The 15,773-nt window shown below is 70.7% G+C and carries 13 protein-coding genes; 6 read left to right on the forward strand and 7 right to left on the reverse strand.

All coding sequences use genetic code 11. The features are described from left to right. Positions 1-50: 50 nt before the first annotated feature. Both OG395_RS45175 and OG395_RS45180 read left to right on the forward strand, forming a co-directional pair. Entirely contained in the window at positions 51-440 is a 390-nt protein-coding gene (locus OG395_RS45175; protein WP_327249664.1) for a BlaI/MecI/CopY family transcriptional regulator, read from the forward strand. Continuing rightward, entirely contained in the window at positions 437-1,378 is a 942-nt protein-coding gene (locus tag OG395_RS45180) for a M48 family metalloprotease (RefSeq protein ID WP_327248099.1), read from the forward strand. The genes OG395_RS45175 and OG395_RS45180 overlap by 4 nt, the downstream gene beginning before the upstream one ends. Before the next feature lie 111 nt (positions 1,379-1,489). Here OG395_RS45180 and OG395_RS45185 read toward each other — a convergent pair whose 3' ends face one another. The 3 genes from OG395_RS45185 to OG395_RS45195 form a co-directional block, all read right to left on the reverse strand. Continuing rightward, positions 1,490-1,648 (reverse strand): hypothetical protein, encoded by a 159-nt coding sequence (locus OG395_RS45185; protein ID WP_327248100.1) that lies wholly within the window; start codon positions 1,646-1,648, stop codon positions 1,490-1,492. Between the two features lie 133 nt (positions 1,649-1,781). Continuing rightward, complete coding sequence (locus OG395_RS45190) at positions 1,782-3,065, reverse strand: MFS transporter (protein WP_327248101.1); 1,284 nt, start codon at positions 3,063-3,065, stop codon at positions 1,782-1,784. 316 nt (positions 3,066-3,381) lie between these two features. Further along, complete coding sequence (locus OG395_RS45195) at positions 3,382-3,879, reverse strand: NUDIX domain-containing protein (protein ID WP_327248102.1); 498 nt, start codon at positions 3,877-3,879, stop codon at positions 3,382-3,384. Positions 3,880-4,100: 221 nt separating this feature from the next. Here OG395_RS45195 and OG395_RS45200 point away from each other — a divergent pair, with 221 nt between their 5' ends. Further along, on the forward strand, positions 4,101-7,529 hold the full coding sequence (locus OG395_RS45200) for a phosphodiester glycosidase family protein (protein ID WP_327248103.1): 3,429 nt from the start codon (positions 4,101-4,103) through the stop codon (positions 7,527-7,529). Positions 7,530-7,603: 74 nt separating this feature from the next. On the opposite strand, the gene OG395_RS45205 is transcribed toward OG395_RS45200, so the two are convergent. From OG395_RS45205 to dhaK, 3 genes are read right to left on the reverse strand one after another with little or no spacing between them, the layout of a single operon-like run. Then, on the reverse strand, positions 7,604-8,014 hold the full coding sequence (locus OG395_RS45205; RefSeq protein ID WP_327248104.1) for a PTS-dependent dihydroxyacetone kinase phosphotransferase subunit DhaM: 411 nt from the start codon (positions 8,012-8,014) through the stop codon (positions 7,604-7,606). After that, complete coding sequence (gene dhaL / locus OG395_RS45210) at positions 8,011-8,625, reverse strand: dihydroxyacetone kinase subunit DhaL (protein ID WP_327248105.1); 615 nt, start codon at positions 8,623-8,625, stop codon at positions 8,011-8,013. Before dhaL ends, OG395_RS45205 begins: the two co-directional genes overlap by 4 nt. 48 nt (positions 8,626-8,673) lie before the next feature. Further along, the gene (gene dhaK, locus OG395_RS45215; RefSeq protein ID WP_327248106.1) at positions 8,674-9,666 is read right to left on the reverse strand and encodes a dihydroxyacetone kinase subunit DhaK; all 993 of its coding nucleotides are present in this window, start codon (positions 9,664-9,666) and stop codon (positions 8,674-8,676) included. Positions 9,667-10,128: 462 nt separating this feature from the next. Between dhaK and OG395_RS45220 the strand changes: the two genes are divergently transcribed. Further along, on the forward strand, positions 10,129-11,907 hold the full coding sequence (locus OG395_RS45220; RefSeq protein ID WP_327248107.1) for an FUSC family protein: 1,779 nt from the start codon (positions 10,129-10,131) through the stop codon (positions 11,905-11,907). Between the two features lie 36 nt (positions 11,908-11,943). Here OG395_RS45220 and OG395_RS45225 read toward each other — a convergent pair whose 3' ends face one another. Further along, the gene (locus tag OG395_RS45225) at positions 11,944-14,277 is read right to left on the reverse strand and encodes an FdhF/YdeP family oxidoreductase (protein ID WP_327248108.1); all 2,334 of its coding nucleotides are present in this window, start codon (positions 14,275-14,277) and stop codon (positions 11,944-11,946) included. A gap of 662 nt (positions 14,278-14,939) precedes the next feature. Between OG395_RS45225 and OG395_RS45230 the strand changes: the two genes are divergently transcribed. Both OG395_RS45230 and OG395_RS45235 read left to right on the forward strand, forming a co-directional pair. Beyond that, positions 14,940-15,068, forward strand: coding sequence for a hypothetical protein (locus OG395_RS45230; RefSeq protein ID WP_327249665.1), 129 nt, complete (start codon positions 14,940-14,942; stop codon positions 15,066-15,068). Between the two features lie 41 nt (positions 15,069-15,109). Beyond that, positions 15,110-15,745: a DUF1345 domain-containing protein gene (locus OG395_RS45235; protein ID WP_327248109.1), complete on the forward strand. Its 636-nt coding sequence runs from the start codon at positions 15,110-15,112 to the stop codon at positions 15,743-15,745. The last annotated feature ends 28 nt before the right edge of the window (positions 15,746-15,773 follow it).

Genomic DNA, 15,773 nt, shown 5'->3' on the forward strand with positions numbered 1-15,773 from the left:
GCCGGCCGATCCCTGGGGCGGGCGCCGAGTCGGTTCAGGCCTTCGCTTCGGTGCCCGGACCGGCACCGGAGCCCTCCTCGGCGCCGGAACGGCGACCGGCCGGCGAGCTGGAATCCACCGTTCTCGCGGCTCTGTGGGCGGCCGACTCCCCACTCACCCCCGTTCAGGTGCAGGGCGCCCTCGGCGCGCCACTCGCCCGCACCACCGTCACCACGATCCTGACCCGGCTGTACGAGAAGGGCATGGTCACCCGCACCCGCGCCGGGCGCGGCTTCGCCTACACCCCCACCGAGGATGCGCCCGGCCTCACCGCCCGCCGGATGCACAGCGAACTGCAGAAGGAAGAGGACCGCAGCACCGTGCTGGCCCGATTCGTCTCGCAGCTCACCGACGAGGACGAGCAGCTGCTCCGCGAACTGCTCGACGGAGACGCCCGATGATCTACGCCGTATGGGTTCCCCTGCTCATGCCGTTCGTCGCGGTTCCGGCCGCGCGCCGTCTGGCGGATGCCCTGGCGCCCCTGCGCGCCGTTCGGCTGCTCGCCTCGACGACCGTGGGTCTCGCCCTGTGCAGCACGCTCGCCCTGGTGCTGCTGGTGGTGCCCGGCGCGACCCAGCTGTCCGCTGTTGCCGCGGTCGGTGAACTCGTCAAGCCGCTCGCAGCCGCGCCCGCCGCCGTGGCCGTCCCGCTCGCCCTCGCCGCCCTGGCCCTGCTGTCCGGCGGCACCGCCGCGGTGGTGCGTACCGCCCGCCGCCACTGGGTGGAGCTCCAGCGCGCCAGGCAGTCGGCCGAGTGCTCCGGCGGTGAACTGGCCGTCCTGCGCGACAGCCGCCCCGACGCCTATGCGCTGCCCGCGCTCCCGGGCAGTCCCGGCCGGATCGTCGTCACCACCGGTATGCTGCGTGCCCTGGACCCCGCCGAACGGCACGCCCTGCTCGCGCACGAGCGTGCCCATCTCGCGGGCCGCCACCACCTCTTCCTCGCCGCCGCCGAGCTCGCCGCCCTCTGCCATCCCGCTCTGCGCTCGCTGCGCGCGCCCATGGGCTACGCACTGGAGCGCTGCGCCGACGAGGCCGCGGCCGTCGCTGTCGGCGACCGGCGGGTCGCCGCGCGCGCGATCGGCCGCGCGGCGCTCGCCGCGCGGGCGGCGGAAGGGGTGCGGGCGCGCCCCCGCGTGGCGCTCGCCGCGGCGGCGGGACCCGTTCCGCGCCGGGTCGCGGCGCTGCTCGGCCGGGCCACCCACCGGCCGGGCGTCGGCCGCGCCGCGGCGGCCGCGCTGCTGGCCTGCCTGATCCTGTCAGGGGCCGCCGCACTCGAAGCGACGAACGATCTGCACAGCAGCATCGAGGTCGCCCAGGGCGAGGTCCCGCAGCACTGACCCGGCGAGGCGCCTGCGGCGTGCGTGGCGCACGTTCTCCCATCCGCCTCAGAAGTCGGCAGCCGTCGTGGGCGACGCGACACGGCGGCACGCGGTGCCCGTGCTCACCCTCTACAAGATCCCGGGCCGGGACTGCGCCATCTGCTCGGCGGACGGGGCATCCGACACGGCCGAGTACCAGGTGTGGTCGACGCCGTCGCCCGCGGCATCGGCGGCCACGACGCCCGGCCCGGCCGGTGCGTCGGCCAGGCCGAAGTCGAGTGCTTTCATCGCGCACGGGTTCGGTGCGCCGGCGGTGCGCACGGCCTGAGACCGAGCGAGTGTTGTCGGATCTGTCGATCCGCGGGACGTCCGGCCGTATGGGCACGCCATCCGAGGTGCTCCAGGCCGTGCGCGATGCCGGTCACGGGTGGCCAGGTGCCCCCTCCGGACGGGGCCGGCGGACCGGGGAAAGCAGAGCCGCCGCCGCGATGAGCAGGCAGCAGACGCCGGCGGCCAGACCCACCGGTGCCGTTCCATGGCGCTGTGCGGCCCAGGTGAGAACGGCCGCGCCGATCGGGGCTGCCGAATAATGGATGGTCCAGAACGCCGAGGTCACCCGCCCCAGCAAGTGCTCAGGCGTCACTTCCTGGCGTAAGGACATCGAGCACGTGCCCGCGATGCTGGTGCAGCCCAGGAATGTCGCGGTCAAGACGGCAGTGCCGGCCACGCTGTCGGCCCGGCCGATGCCCGCCACGGCGAGTCCGCAGACCGCAACGGTGCCGATCCATGTTGCGCCGAAGCCGAGCCTGCGGCGGACCGGGGCCACGAGGAGGGCTCCGGTGATCGTGCCCATCGCTCCGGCTGCGAAGACGGTTCCGACCGCGCTGTCGCTCTGGCCGAGGTCGTGCTTGAGGTGGTAGATGAGCAGGTCGTTCAGGCCGAGAGTCAGGAAACTGAAGACGGTCAGAAGGAGGGTCAACGCTCGCAGCACGGGGTGTCGGCGCAGGAAGGTCACCCCGGCCAGCAGGTCGTCCCACAGCCTCGGCCGAGTCGCTCCGGCCTCCGGCGCCGCGCTGGTCCGAGCCGCGCGCGTGCCGCCCGGGAACCGTACGAAGCTCACACAGGCCGCCGACACACCAAAGCTCGCCGCATCCACGCCGACAGCCGCTGCCGGGCCGAACCAACCAGCCACCACGCCCGCGCACAGCGGGCCGATCACCCCAGCCGCTGCGGCCGTCGCATTGAGTCTTCCGTTGGCCTCCGTGATCCGCCGGCCACCCACCAGGCTCCGGACGACGGTGACGTACGTGACGGAGAACAGCATCCCGACAGCCTCACCCAGAGGCAGCACCACGTAGAGCAGCCAGGTCTGCGGGCCCAACGTCCATACCAGCGGTATCAGTGCGTACAGCGCCATGCGGACGACATCGCAGGCGATCAGCAGCTTCCTGCGGTCCACCCGGTCCACCACGACCCCGGCGAAAACCCCTGCGAGGAGCGAGGCCACACCGGCTACGGCGGTGAGCAGGCCCATCTGCGCCACGGATCCCGTCGCGTGTAGCACCAACAGCGGCAGCGCAATCAGGGCGAACGAGTCCCCGACGACCGAGAGGGTCTGCGCCGCCCAGAAGATGCCGAAGTTGCGGTCACGCCACAGCGGGCGTGACCCTTGCGATGAAGGGCCGTTGGCGGCGGGTTCGGACATATCGAGGAGCGTATGAGGGACTTGTGCGACGCACACCCGATTTCTGCAGGTCAACACGTTGTTCTGTGAGGGTGTGAGGTGGCGCGCGGCTGTGCTTTCTCGCCACTTCGGCCGAGGGCTGTGCCGGACCGCAGCCGGGACCTTCCCCGGTTGAACGGCGGATCCTCGACCGCCGACCCGGGGCAGAGCGCGAGGCGCACACTGCCCGCCACCACGGCCGGTGAACAACGGAAGCGACCCGCGAGTCCCAACGTCCCTTCGGCTACGGTGTTTCCGTATCGCCGTTCCGCGACCGGGGCGGCCCGCGCGTAGCGGCTCAGGGCCCGTCCGGCGTCTGCCCGCCGCGCACATGGTCCCGCAGCCGGTCGACGAAGACCCGTTGGCCCGCGACGAGACGCTCCGCCGCCTCCTGCGGTGTCCACCAGGCGAACCGGTCGATCTCCGGGAACTCCCGCTGCACGCCCGACCCCCGGGGCCACTCCATGGTGAACGTACCCGGCTCGGCCCGGGCCGGATCGGCATCACCCTCCAGGGCCCACACCACCACCGTCTTGCCTCCGGCCTGGCGGGACTCACCGAGTGGCACCCACTCCCCGTCCGGCGCCGGATGGCCGAACTCCTCCTCGAACTCACGGCGGGCAGCGGCCTCGGGTTCCTCTCCGGGCCCGTACTCACCCTTGGGGACGGACCACGAGGCAGCCTCGCGGCCCGCCCAGAAGGGGCCGCCCATGTGCCCGAGGAACACCTCGAACCCGGCGCCCCCGTCCGTCGACCGGAACAGGAGAAGACCCGCACTGTGCTTCTGAGACGACATGCCGTCAATTCTTCCGAATGATCACGGGTGTCATCGACTCGCCGCACCTTGTTTCCCCCGAGGTTCCCGAGGCCCCCTGGTGCGTGGCGGTACGCGCGGCCATGCTGTCCGCCGACAGCGCTTACTGCCCGCGCAACATCACCATTCCAGGAGGATTTGTGGGTCCTGGCACAGTCGGCAAAGCAACGCGTCCGCTCGTGCTCCTTGCGACGGTGTCCGCGATGACGGTGGGAGCCATTGCCCCTGCCGTCGCCGATTCGACCCCCGACCCCCGTCCCCGCAACTCCGTCGAAGTCCTCAGACCCGTCGCCCCGCCGGCAGCGAGCCGTGCGCAAGGCGACTCCCGATCCGTCGTGGACGGCGACGGCATCGAGACCGCCCGCACCTCGCGCCCGATCGCCCCCGGAGTCCGTCTCAGCTCGTACGACCGGCTCGAATCCGACAAGTGGCTGCGCGTCGACTCCCTCTCCGTCGACCTCGACGGCAGTGGCGTACAGGCCGACTACCTCTCCACCGGCAAGGTCTCCGACCGGCGCACCGTCTCGCAACTCGCCGCCGGACACGACGCGGGCGCCGGCCGCCGGACCGTCGCCGCGATCAACGCCGACTTCTTCGACATCAACCAGACCGGTGCGCCCGAAGGCGTCGGAATCAAGGACGGCGTGCCAGTCCAGTCACCCGCCCCCGGAGTCAACCGGAGGGTCGGCATCGGCCCCGGCAGCGCGGGCCGCATCCTGAACCTGTACTTCGAGGGCACACTCACCCTGCCCTCCGGACAGCGGCCGCTCACCGCCTACAACGCCGCCAATGTGCCGAGCGGGGGAGTGGGCGCCTACACCCCGGCCTGGGGAACCGCGGACCGTGCACTCACTGTCGACAAGGCGACTCCCGTCGCCGCAGCGGTCGTACGCGACGGCAAGGTCGTCTCCGTGTCGGACACCCCCGGCTCCGGCGCCGTTCCCGACGACACCACGGTCCTCGTCGGACGCGAGGCCGGAGCCGCCGCACTCACGTCGCTCCGGCCGGGCGACCCCGTGTCGCTGACCTACCGGGCACGCACCGACAGCGGCGACGTACCCCGCACCGCCGTCGGCGGCCGGGAACTCCTCGTCGTCGACGGCGTCGCACAGAACCACGACGGAGAGGGCAACAACACCGCCGCCCCGCGCACCGCCGTCGGCTTCTCCCAGGACGGCAGCACGATGCAGATCCTCACCATCGACGGCCGGCAGGCCGACAGCGGCGGCGTCACACTCACCGAACTCGGCCAGATGATGCGGCGGGCAGGCTCGTACAGCGCACTCAACCTGGACGGCGGCGGCTCCTCGACCCTCGTCGCGCGTGTGCCCGGCAGCGACGCGCTGCAGGTGGAGAACAGCCCGTCCGACGGCACCGAGCGCACCGTCCCCAACGGCCTCGCCCTCACCGCCCCCGACGGCAGCGGCCGCCTCAAGGGCTTCTGGGTCGAGACCCGCACCCCGGCCGGTACCGCACCGGGCGTCGACCCCGTCAAGGGCGGCCACCCCGAGCGGGTCTTCCCCGGACTCACCCGCAGCCTTACCGCGACCGGATACGACGAGACGTACGGCCCGGCCACCGGTATCCCGCACTGGCACACCGCCCGCAACAACGTCGGTACGGTCGACGGCAACGGGCTCTTCACCGCACGCCACAGCGGCACCACGGAGGCGCGCGCCGAACTGGGATCCGCCCGCGGCAGCACCGCGCTGACCGTCCTCGACAGGCTGTCCCGAATCGAACCGACCACACAGCGGGTGGGCCTCGCGAACGCCGAAGCCACCGGTACCTTCGGCATCGTCGGACTCGACGCGCACGGCACCAGCGCCCCCGTCGAACCCCGTGACGTCACCCTCGACTACGACCACGCGCTGTTCGACATCCGCGATGACGGCAAGGGCAACTTCACCGTCGCCTCACTCACCGGCGGCGGCGCCGGACAGATCAGGGCGACCGTCGCGGGCGCCACCGCCGTCCTCGCCGTCAGCGTCGGCCTCGCCGAGCAGGCGGTCTCCGAATTCGATGACGCCGGGTCCTGGAAGTTCAGTCAGGCCCGGGCGAGCGGATCCCTCTTCGCCACCCCCGACGGCCACACCGGCACCGGACTCGGACTCACGTACGACTTCACCCGGTCGACCGCGACGCGCGCCGCGTACGCCGCCCCGCCCCAGCCGGTCACCGTGCTGGGACAGCCCCAGTCGTTCAAGCTCTGGATCAAGGGCGACGGCAAGGGCGCCTGGCCGACGCTGCACCTCAAGGACGCCGCGGGCTCCGACCAGTTGCTTCGCGGACCGTACGTCACCTGGACCGGCTGGCGGCAGGTCACCTTCGCCGTGCCGACGGGCGCGGCCATGCCGCTCAGCGTGTACCGCTTCTACCTCGCCGAGACGGCGGCCGCCCAGCAGTACACCGGTGAGATCGTCATCGACGACCTCACCGCCCAGGTGCCGCCCACCGTCGACCTGCCCGAACAGGCCGTGACCATTGATCCGTCGGTCGATCCGGCCGCGGTCACCGAAGCCCGGGACTGGCAGTTCGCGGTGATGTCGGACGCCCAGTTCGTCGCCCGCGACCCCGACAGCGCCATCGTCACCCAGGCGCGGCGCACCCTGCGCGAGATCAAAGCGGCACGGCCCGACTTCCTGGTCATCAACGGAGACCTCGTCGACGAGGGATCACCGGCGGACCTCGCCTTCGCGCGCCAGATCCTGACCGAGGAACTCGGCGACTCCCTGCCCTGGTACTACGTGCCCGGCAACCACGAAGTGATGGGCGGGAAGATCGACAACTTCATCACCCAATTCGGCCCCGCGCAGCGGACGTTCGACCACAAGGGCACCCGGATCATCACGCTCGACACCTCCAGCCTTACCCTCCGCGGCGGGGGCTTCGCCCAGATCAAGGAGGTGCGCGCCCAGCTCGACGCGGCTGCGAAGGACCCTGACGTCGACTCGGTGATGCTGATCGAGCACGTTCCGCCGCGCGACCCGACGGTTCAGAAGGGCAGCCAGCTCGGGGACCGCAAGGAGGCGGCCCTGGTCGAACAGTGGCTCGCCGACTTCCGCCGTACGACGGGCAAGGGCGCCGCATTCATCGGCAGCCACGTCGGGGTCTTCCACGCCTCGCACGTCGACGGCGTGCCGTACCTGATCAACGGCAACTCCGGGAAGGCACCGGCCGGACCGGCGGACCAGGGAGGCTTCACCGGCTGGTCCCTCGTCGGCGCGGACCACGTCTCGCCCGACGAACAGGCCGCCGCGCGGGAGAAGCCGTGGCGGGGCGCACCCGACTGGGTCTCGGTGCAGACCCGGGCGCATGTCGACGCGCTGACCCTGGACGCCCCGTCCGCGCTCGGCGCGGGGCACACCGCGAAGATCACGGCGACCGTCACCCAGGGCGCCCGCAGCGTCCCGGTCGCGTTCCCGCTGGCCGCCGACTGGACCGGGTCACCGAACGTCCACATCGGCGACCGGGACAGCGCCCGCCACCGGCACACAGCGGTCTTCGACCCGTCCACCGGCACCCTCACGGCGCTTCGGCCGGGCACGATCACGCTCGCGGTGACGGTCAACGGCACGACGCAGCTGACCCGGATCCGGATCGCCGCGGCCTCCACCGCCTCGGCAGCCTGACGCGACACGCACACCCCACGGTGGTCCCGCACCCGGTTCCACGACCGGGTGCGGGATCCCGTACTTCCGGTCCCTCACACCTTGCGGTAGCCGTACGCCTCGGTCGCCGCGGCCTCCACCGCGGCAAGATCACCGCCCGCCGACGCCGTGACCAGTGCGGCGACCGCGCCCTCGACGAACGGCGCGTCCACCAGCCGTGCCCCGTCCGGCAGTTCGTCTGCCTCGGCCAGCATCGCCTTGACCGTGAGCACCGCACTGCCCAGGTCGACCAGCACCGCGATGCCCACGCCGCCGTCGACCTTCCGGGCCGCCTCGGCGATGAGCTCCGCACTGGTTCCGAGCCCACCCGACGGCGTACCGCCGGCCGCGGCCACGGGCGCCGTCGCACCACCGGCTGCCAGCCCCTTGGCCAACTCGGCCACCGCCTCGGCCACCGGTCCGCTGTGCGACACCAGCACGATTCCTACCTGCTTCTCCTCACTCACGAACCGCCTCCACCGCGTTCGTACGACTCCGCCAGCGTGGCGATGAGCAGCGCGGACGACGTCGCCCCCGGATCCTGATGCCCGATGCTCCGCTCACCCAGATAGCTGGCCCTGCCCTTGCGCGCCTGCATCGGCACGGTCGCGGTCGCACCCGCCTCGGCCGCCTCCCGGGCAGCGGCGTACGACGTACCGAGCGCTTCCACGCCCGGCAGCAGCGCGTCGAGCATCGTCTTGTCCCCGGCCTGCGCACCGCCCAGCTGTCCCACCGCGGCGACACCCTCGGTGAATGCCTCGGCCAGCTGTTGATCCGTCACGGCGGGCACATCGCCCAGCGCCTTCCCCGTACGCCGCAGCAGCGTCCCGTACAACGGCCCCGACGCCCCGCCGACCGTCGAGATCAACTGCCGCCCCGCAAGCATCAGTACGGCCCCCGGCGTCCGCGGGTCCTCCTTCTCCAGTACCGCGGTCACCGCGGCGAATCCGCGCTGCATATTGCTGCCGTGATCGGCGTCCCCGATCGCAGAGTCGAGCTCGGTGAGACGGTCCGCCTCACGGTCCACAGCGGCCGCGGCGGCGGCCATCCACCGGCGGAAGAAGTCAACGTCGAGCACATGGATCTCCTTGTCCCTGGAACAACGTCATGGGCGCACGACCGCTGCTCAACGGCCCCAGCGGAGCGCGGGCGTCTCGACCGGCGCGTCCCAGAGCCGCAGCAGCTCCTCGTCCACCTGGCAGAGCGTCACCGAACAGCCCGCCATGTCGAGCGAGGTCACATAGTTCCCGACGAGCGTACGAGCCACGACGACATGCCGCTCGGACAGCACCCGTTGCACCTCGGCATTGAACCCGTACAGCTCCAGCAACGGCGTCGCCCCCATCCCGTTGACCAGCAGGAGCACCGGATTGTCCGGCCGCAGATCCTCCAGAATCGCGTCCACTGCGAAGTCCGCGATCTCCCCCGAGGTCATCATCGGACGCCGCTCGCGCCCCGGCTCGCCGTGGATGCCGATGCCCAGTTCGAGCTCGCCCGGCGGCAGATCGAAAGTGGGGGAGCCCTTGGCCGGGGTGGTGACGGAGCTCAGCGCCACCCCGAAACTCCGCGACGCCTCGTTCACCCGCCGGCCGATGGCCTGCACCCGCTCCAGCGGCGCACCCTCCTCGGCCGCCGCCCCGGCGATCTTCTCGACGAACAGGGTCGCCCCCGTGCCCCGCCGCCCGGCCGTGAACAGACTGTCCGTCACGGCCACGTCATCGTTGACGAGCACCTTCGCGATCTGCACACCCTCGTCCTCGGCGAGCTCGGCGGCCATCTCGAAGTTCAGCACATCGCCGGTGTAGTTCTTGACGACGAAGAGCACCCCCGCGCCACTGTCGACGGCGGCTGCGGCGCGCACCATCTGGTCCGGAACGGGTGACGTGAACACTTCCCCGGGGCAGGCGGCGGACAGCATCCCGGGCCCGACGAACCCGGCATGCAACGGCTCATGCCCGGACCCGCCCCCGGAGACGAGCCCCACCTTTCCGGCGACGGGCGCGTCACGCCGTACGACGACACGGTTGTCCACATCCACGGTCAGCTCGGGATGGGCGGCGGCGATGCCGCGCAGGGCGTCCGCCACGACGGTCTCGGGGACGTTGATCAGCATCCTCATGGGTATCTCCCGGTGAGATTGACAGGCGAATCGTTCAGCAGGTTTCTTGCAGGTCAGAGCCACATTCTGGGAATTGTTGAACTCGGTGGTGCGGGGCGGTTCCGTGCGGTGCCGATGCTGACTCAATGCTGATTCTTCTGGCGATGCGTCAGGTATTCATGGATTCGCCGAGTTCTGCGGGTGCGCATCATGCCGCAATTATCGACACGAGGTCGCGGGCGCGCACGGGTGACGGAGCGGTGGGTTCCCGGGCGGGTGCCGCGGCGGTTCCGGCGGCAAGGCGAGGAAAGTGCGCCACACTCCGAGTGGAACGCCTGAAGAAGGCCATCGAGGACGTCCGGGCGGCGGCTTCATCCTCTTCATCGATGAACTCCACGTGGTCGCCGGCGCGGACCCCCGGCACCCATGCCTTCAGCGCTCCATGACCCGCCCGGCACCGGACGCAGGTGATATACACCGCTTATGCCCCGTTTGCATCTTCTGTTCACTGCTGTGATCGGGAGTAGCCCGAGGCGTTCGGCAGCCCGTGTGGGGCGCGCGCTCTCCCCGCGCGGCGCGCTCGCCCTGCAGAGCGTGGACGGTGCCCTGTCCTTCGCCCTGCGTGCCGCGCTGGCGATGGCGCTGCCCGCGCTGCCCATGGCACTGGCCGGGCGGGCCGACCAGGCCGTCTACGCCATGCTGGGCTCCTTCACCACCACGTTCGGCCGCAACCTGCCCTACGCGCGCCGTGCCCGTGTGCTCGCGCTGGTCGCGGCGGCCATGACGGCGTGCGTGGGCTGTGGTTCGGCTCTCGCCGCGTGGGCCCATCCACGGGACGGGGGAGCCGCCGCCGTGGTGGTCGCGGCCATGGCCGCGGTGGCCGGGATCGCGAAACTCGCCTGTGACGCGGCGCGCCTGAGCGGGTTGGGCGCAGTGCTGCTGCTCTTCTCCTTCGCCGTGGCGGCCAATGGTTCGCCGGCCCCGGCGGACGTCCTTCCCCATACCGCCCTGGCCGCTTTGGGTGCGGCGGTGGCCTGGGTACTGGCCGTGTCGGGCTGGTTCGTGCACCCGGATCGCCCACAGCGTCTCGCGGTGGCTGCGGCTCTGCGCGAGCTCGCGGACCTGGTGGAGGCAACCGGTGCGGGGAACGGAAGCAAGCTCGTCCGGCACCGGGCGACCGCCGCTGTTCTACAGGCGTATCGGACTCTGGGTCTCCTGCCTCCGACAGCCGCCGAGCAGGGCGGCCGGGGCGGCACGTGCGTCCGTCTGACCGACCTCTCCTGGTCGCTGCTGATCGGTGCCGCCCGCCGGCCGCCGGACGCCCCCACCCGCCTGGCGCGGGACCTGCGCCGCCAGGTCCGCCTGGTTGTGAGCCGTCGCCACCGGGTTCCGCGACTACTGCCCGAGCTGTCGCTCCCGTCCTCGGTCGCCCAGGCCGGCACGGTCTCCGAGCCGGTTCCAGCCGATCCGACGGCCCCGCGCGCCGCCGAACTGCGCGCCGCCGAACTGCGCGCCGCGGAACTGGTGACGGGGCGGCGCCCCGGCGGCCCCGGCCACGTGTCGGTGCTGATCGTTCCCGCCCTGCGGATGGTCATCGGCACCGGTCTTGCTGGATGGACGGCCCTTCTTCTGGGCCTCGGTCACGGCTACTGGGCGGCGATCTCCGCCGCCGCGGTGCTGCATTCGATCAACGTCCGCACGGCGGCACAGCGCGCCGTCCAGCGCACTTTGGGAACGGTCGCCGGACTGATGCTCGCGCTCGGCGTGCTGTCCGCGCGCCCCGCCCCTGTGGCGCTCGTCCTGGTGATCGTGCTCCTGGAGTTCCTGCTGGAGTACGTAGTGGCGCGCAACTACGGGCTCGGCGTCGTCTTCCTCACGCCACTGGCTCTGCTGCTGTCCGACCTGGCCTCTCCCTCGCCTGCCGGAGCCCTCGTCGAGGACCGGGCGCTGAGCAGCCTCCTCGGGATCGCCATCGCACTGGCGTGCGCGCTGTTGGTGGTCCACGACCACGCGGCGGTCCGAGCGGAGCGCGCGCTGGCCGCGTGCATGGAGGCGTCCGAGCGTGCCGAGCAGGTGCTGGACGACCGCTCGGAGCCGGCGTACCCGATCGTCCAGACTCACCTGGCGGCAGCTGCGGTGGAGTTGCGGGAGGCCGACGACGCCGCGGCGGGCGAGCTATGGCCGGCGGAGATCGATCCCACCGAACTAGCCGCCGCGGAGCAGCGTGCCTACCTGCTCCTGGAGCGGCTCGTCCGGGGGTAATGCCACGCGGAGTGCGGCCCGTGCGCGCTCCCTGATTCAGGCGGCGGGGCTGATGGTGACCTTGACGTGCTTCATGATCGGCTGGTCGCTCTGGGTGCTGTAGTCGCCGAGCGCGCACAGCACGTTCATCTCGGGCATGTAGCCGGCCGCGCAGCCGCGCGGGATGTTGTAGGGGATGGCGAGGTAGCCCCTGAGAGACCGCTGACTCCCGTCCTTGGCGGTGCTCGTGATGTCGACCGGGCCGAGGTCGGCGATACCGCGTTCGCGCATGTCGGCCCGGTTCATGAAGACGAGCGTGCGCAGGTTCTTGATGCCTCGGTAGCGATCGTTGTCGGAGTAGATGGTGGTGTTCCACTGGTCGTGGGACCGCATGGTGCCCAGCGCCAGGGTGCCGGGAGCCGGTACGACGTCGGGCAGTTCGGCGGTGGAGAATTCGGCGCGTCCGGACGGGGTGAGGAAGACCAGTTCGCGTGCGGGCTGCTTGATGCGGAAGCCGAGGGGCAGGCGCACGCGGCGGTTGAAGTCCTCGAAGCCGTCGAGGACCTTGGCCATGGTGTCGCGGATGCGGTCGTAGTCCTCGATGTACCACTCCCAGGGAGTGGCGCTGTCGGGCAGGGCGGCCCGGGCCATGCCGGCGATGATGGCCGGCTCGGACAGCAGGTTCGAGGAGGCGGGCCGCTTCATCCCGATCGAGAGGTGGACCATGCTCATCGAGTCCTCGACGGACATGCTCTGGATGCCCTTGCGCTGATGGTCCTTCTCGGTACGGCCGAGGCACGGCAGGATCAGGGCCCGGCGGCCGTGGACGACGTGGCTGCGGTTCAGCTTGGTGCTCACCTGGACGGTGAGGTCGCAGTTGCGCAGCGCCGCGTGGGTGTACGGGGTGTCCGGCGCCGCGTGGGCGAAGTTGCCGCCCATGCCGACGAACACCTTCACATCGCCGCTGTGCATTGCCTTGATCGTGTGGACGGTGTCCAGGCCGTGCTCACGGGGCGGCTCGATATCGCAGACCTCGGCGAGGCGGTCCAGGAACTCGTCGGTGGGGCGGTGGTCGATGCCGCAGGTGCGGTTGCCCTGAACGTTGCTGTGCCCTCGTACGGGGGAGGGGCCCGCTCCTTCGCGTCCCAGATTGCCACGGAGCAGGAGCAGGTTGACGATCTCCCGGACGGTGTCGACGCCGTGCTCGTGCTGGCTGATGCCCAGGCACCAGCTGACGATGCTGCGGTCGGCTTCGCCGTACACGCGCGCCGCTTTGAGGACGTCGGCGCGGCTCAGCCCGGACTGATTCTCGATCTCCTCCCACGGCGTGGCCTCGCACAGCGCACGGTATTCCTCGAAGCCGGCGGTATGGCGGTCGATGAACTCCCGGTCCAGTGCCCTGGGGTCGGATTCGGACTGCTCCAGGATCGCCTTGGCCATGCCACGCAGCAGAGCCATGTCGCCGCCGATGCGCGGCTGCAGGTTCAGGGTGCTGGTCCGTGTCGCCTTGGAGAGGGCCATGTCCGTGAAGTCGTGCGGGATGATGGTGCGTGTGGCCGCCGCCTCGACGAGCGGATTGATGTGTACGATCTGGGCGCCGCGGTGGTAGGCCTCGGCGAGGGCGGTGAGCATCCGGGGCGCGTTGGAGGCGGCGTTGACTCCAAGGATGAACAGCGCGTCGGCCGCCTCCCAGTCCTTCAGGTCGACGGTCCCCTTCCCGGTGCCCAGGGACGCCTGGAGGGCGCGGCCGCTGGCCTCGTGGCACATGTTGGAGCAGTCCGGCAGGTTGTTGGTCCCCAGTTCACGGGCCATCAACTGGTAGAGAAAAGTGGCCTCGTTGCCGAGCCGGCCGGAGGTGTAGTACGACGCCTGATTGGGGTTGTCGAGGCCGCGCAGGGCACGGCCGACCACCTCGAACGCGTCCTTCCAGCTGATCGGGACGTAGTGGTCCGTATCGGGGTCGTAGACCATCGGTTCGGTCAACCGCCCCTGGTTCTCCAGGTCGTAGTCGCTCCACCGGGCCAGCTCCGTCACCGAGTGCGCGGTGAAGAACTCGCGCCCGACCCGCTTGCGGGTCATCTCCCAGGTGACGTGCTTGATCCCGTTCTCGCAGATGTCCAGGTGCAGACCCTTGGTGTCGTCCGGCCACGCGCAGCCCGGACAGTCGAACCCGGTGTTCTCGTGGTTCATCCGCATGATCGCCCGCGGCCCGTCCACCAGCGCCCCCTCGCGCACCAGGAAACGGGTCACGCTCTTGGCCGCGCCCCAGCCTGCGGCGGGGTGGTGGTAGGGGTGGAACTCCGGATCCTCCTCGGGGGTAGGCCCCACGCGAGGTTCCAGCGGTTCCTGCTCGTCAGTGTTGGCGCTCAAGACTCTCAACCCTTCCACCATGCGGGCATGAGTGGATAAAACGGCACTTTCGGGCAGGCTATGGCCGCTGGCAACCTCTCGCCATTCGACTTTTGAGGGACAGGGCGGTCCCGGCTATTCCGCGGGGGTGTGCCGCCGCGCTGCACCCCGGTCCATGCGCGGCTACTCTGACGCTGTTCCCCTTTTATTTCTTTTGCGCCTTATTGTCCGTCGTCGGGAGTGTCATGGCCGTGTCCCAGCCCGACGTCACGCGTCCCTCCAGGGCAGCGGTCCTCCCGGTGGCCATCATGGCCCCCGGTGGTGAGGCCATCGTGTGCGAGGGGCTCCAGGATCTGGCGGGTCCGACCCGTTCCGTGGCGTTCCGTTCGACCCGGACGGCCCGGGGCTCGTCGCCGTCGACGGACTGCGCGCACGGTCGTCGAACCCGCTGCTGAGTCTGCCTGCCGAGCCGCGCGACTGTCCCGACGCGGTCAGCCGGGCTCTGACATCGCTGCGACTGGCCAGGCATCCATGGCCCATACATGCTCCCGCTCGGCACCGACGAGTACCGTGCGGTCAGCGAGACTTCCGGCCACGGCTGTCCGATCGCGGCTCACCTGGACCGGATGCCGGACGACGCCCCGGTCTGAGCGCCGGCCCTCAGCGATGCCTTCGTCCTGTCCGCCCCCGGAGGCCACTTCGAACTGCGCCTTTTGGCGGATGTGGCGATCGGCCGCACCGGGCACGACGCGAGCGGTATCGATCTGTACGTCCATGAGACGCTGATGTTTCTGACCTACACGGACGAGACTTTCGTCGTACTGGAAGCCTGAGACCCTTGACCGAGCTGCCGAGGCATGACTCTCGAGGCCCCATGAACCACTGGCTGATGCTTCCCGCCGTTCCCCGACTTGCGGGCGCGGCGGTTGTCGGAGTGGTCGTCGGCGCGGTCGTCGGCGTCCTGACCCACCCACCCCTGGGAATCCTCGCCGGGATCGCCGCGGCGGAGACGTTCTTCGTTGTGACTGGGTGGATCGCCTTGTGGCCCATGGACGCCGCCACCACCCATCGCAACGTCCGGCGCGAGGAGTTCCGGCCCGTCGTCGAGGAACTCGCCGTCGTCGCGGCCGCCGTGTGCGGATTGGTCAGCATCGTGGCGCTGCTCCTGGTCGGCCACTCGGGCCTGAGCCACGCCGCGGCCGCGACGGCGCTCTGCGGCGTGTTCATGGCCTGGGCGGCACTCCACCTGATGTACGCCGCCCGCTACGCGTACATCTATTACCTGCCACCCGAGGGCGGGATCGACTTCAACACCGACGACCTGCCGCGGTACAGCGACTTCCTCTACTTCAGCTACAACCTCGGCATGACCTACCAGGTTTCCGACACCGACGTCTCCAGCCCCACGATCCGCGCGGTCGCCCTCCGGCACTGCCTGCTCTCCTATGTCTTCGGCGCGAGCATCCTGGCCACCACCATCAACCTCGTCGCCGGAATCGTCACGGGCTGACACGAGGGCGGTCCCGTACGGTCAACGG

Origin of the sequence: Streptomyces sp. NBC_01320 (genome assembly GCF_035974375.1) — a bacterium.
Classification (GTDB): domain Bacteria; phylum Actinomycetota; class Actinomycetes; order Streptomycetales; family Streptomycetaceae; genus Streptomyces; species Streptomyces yanii.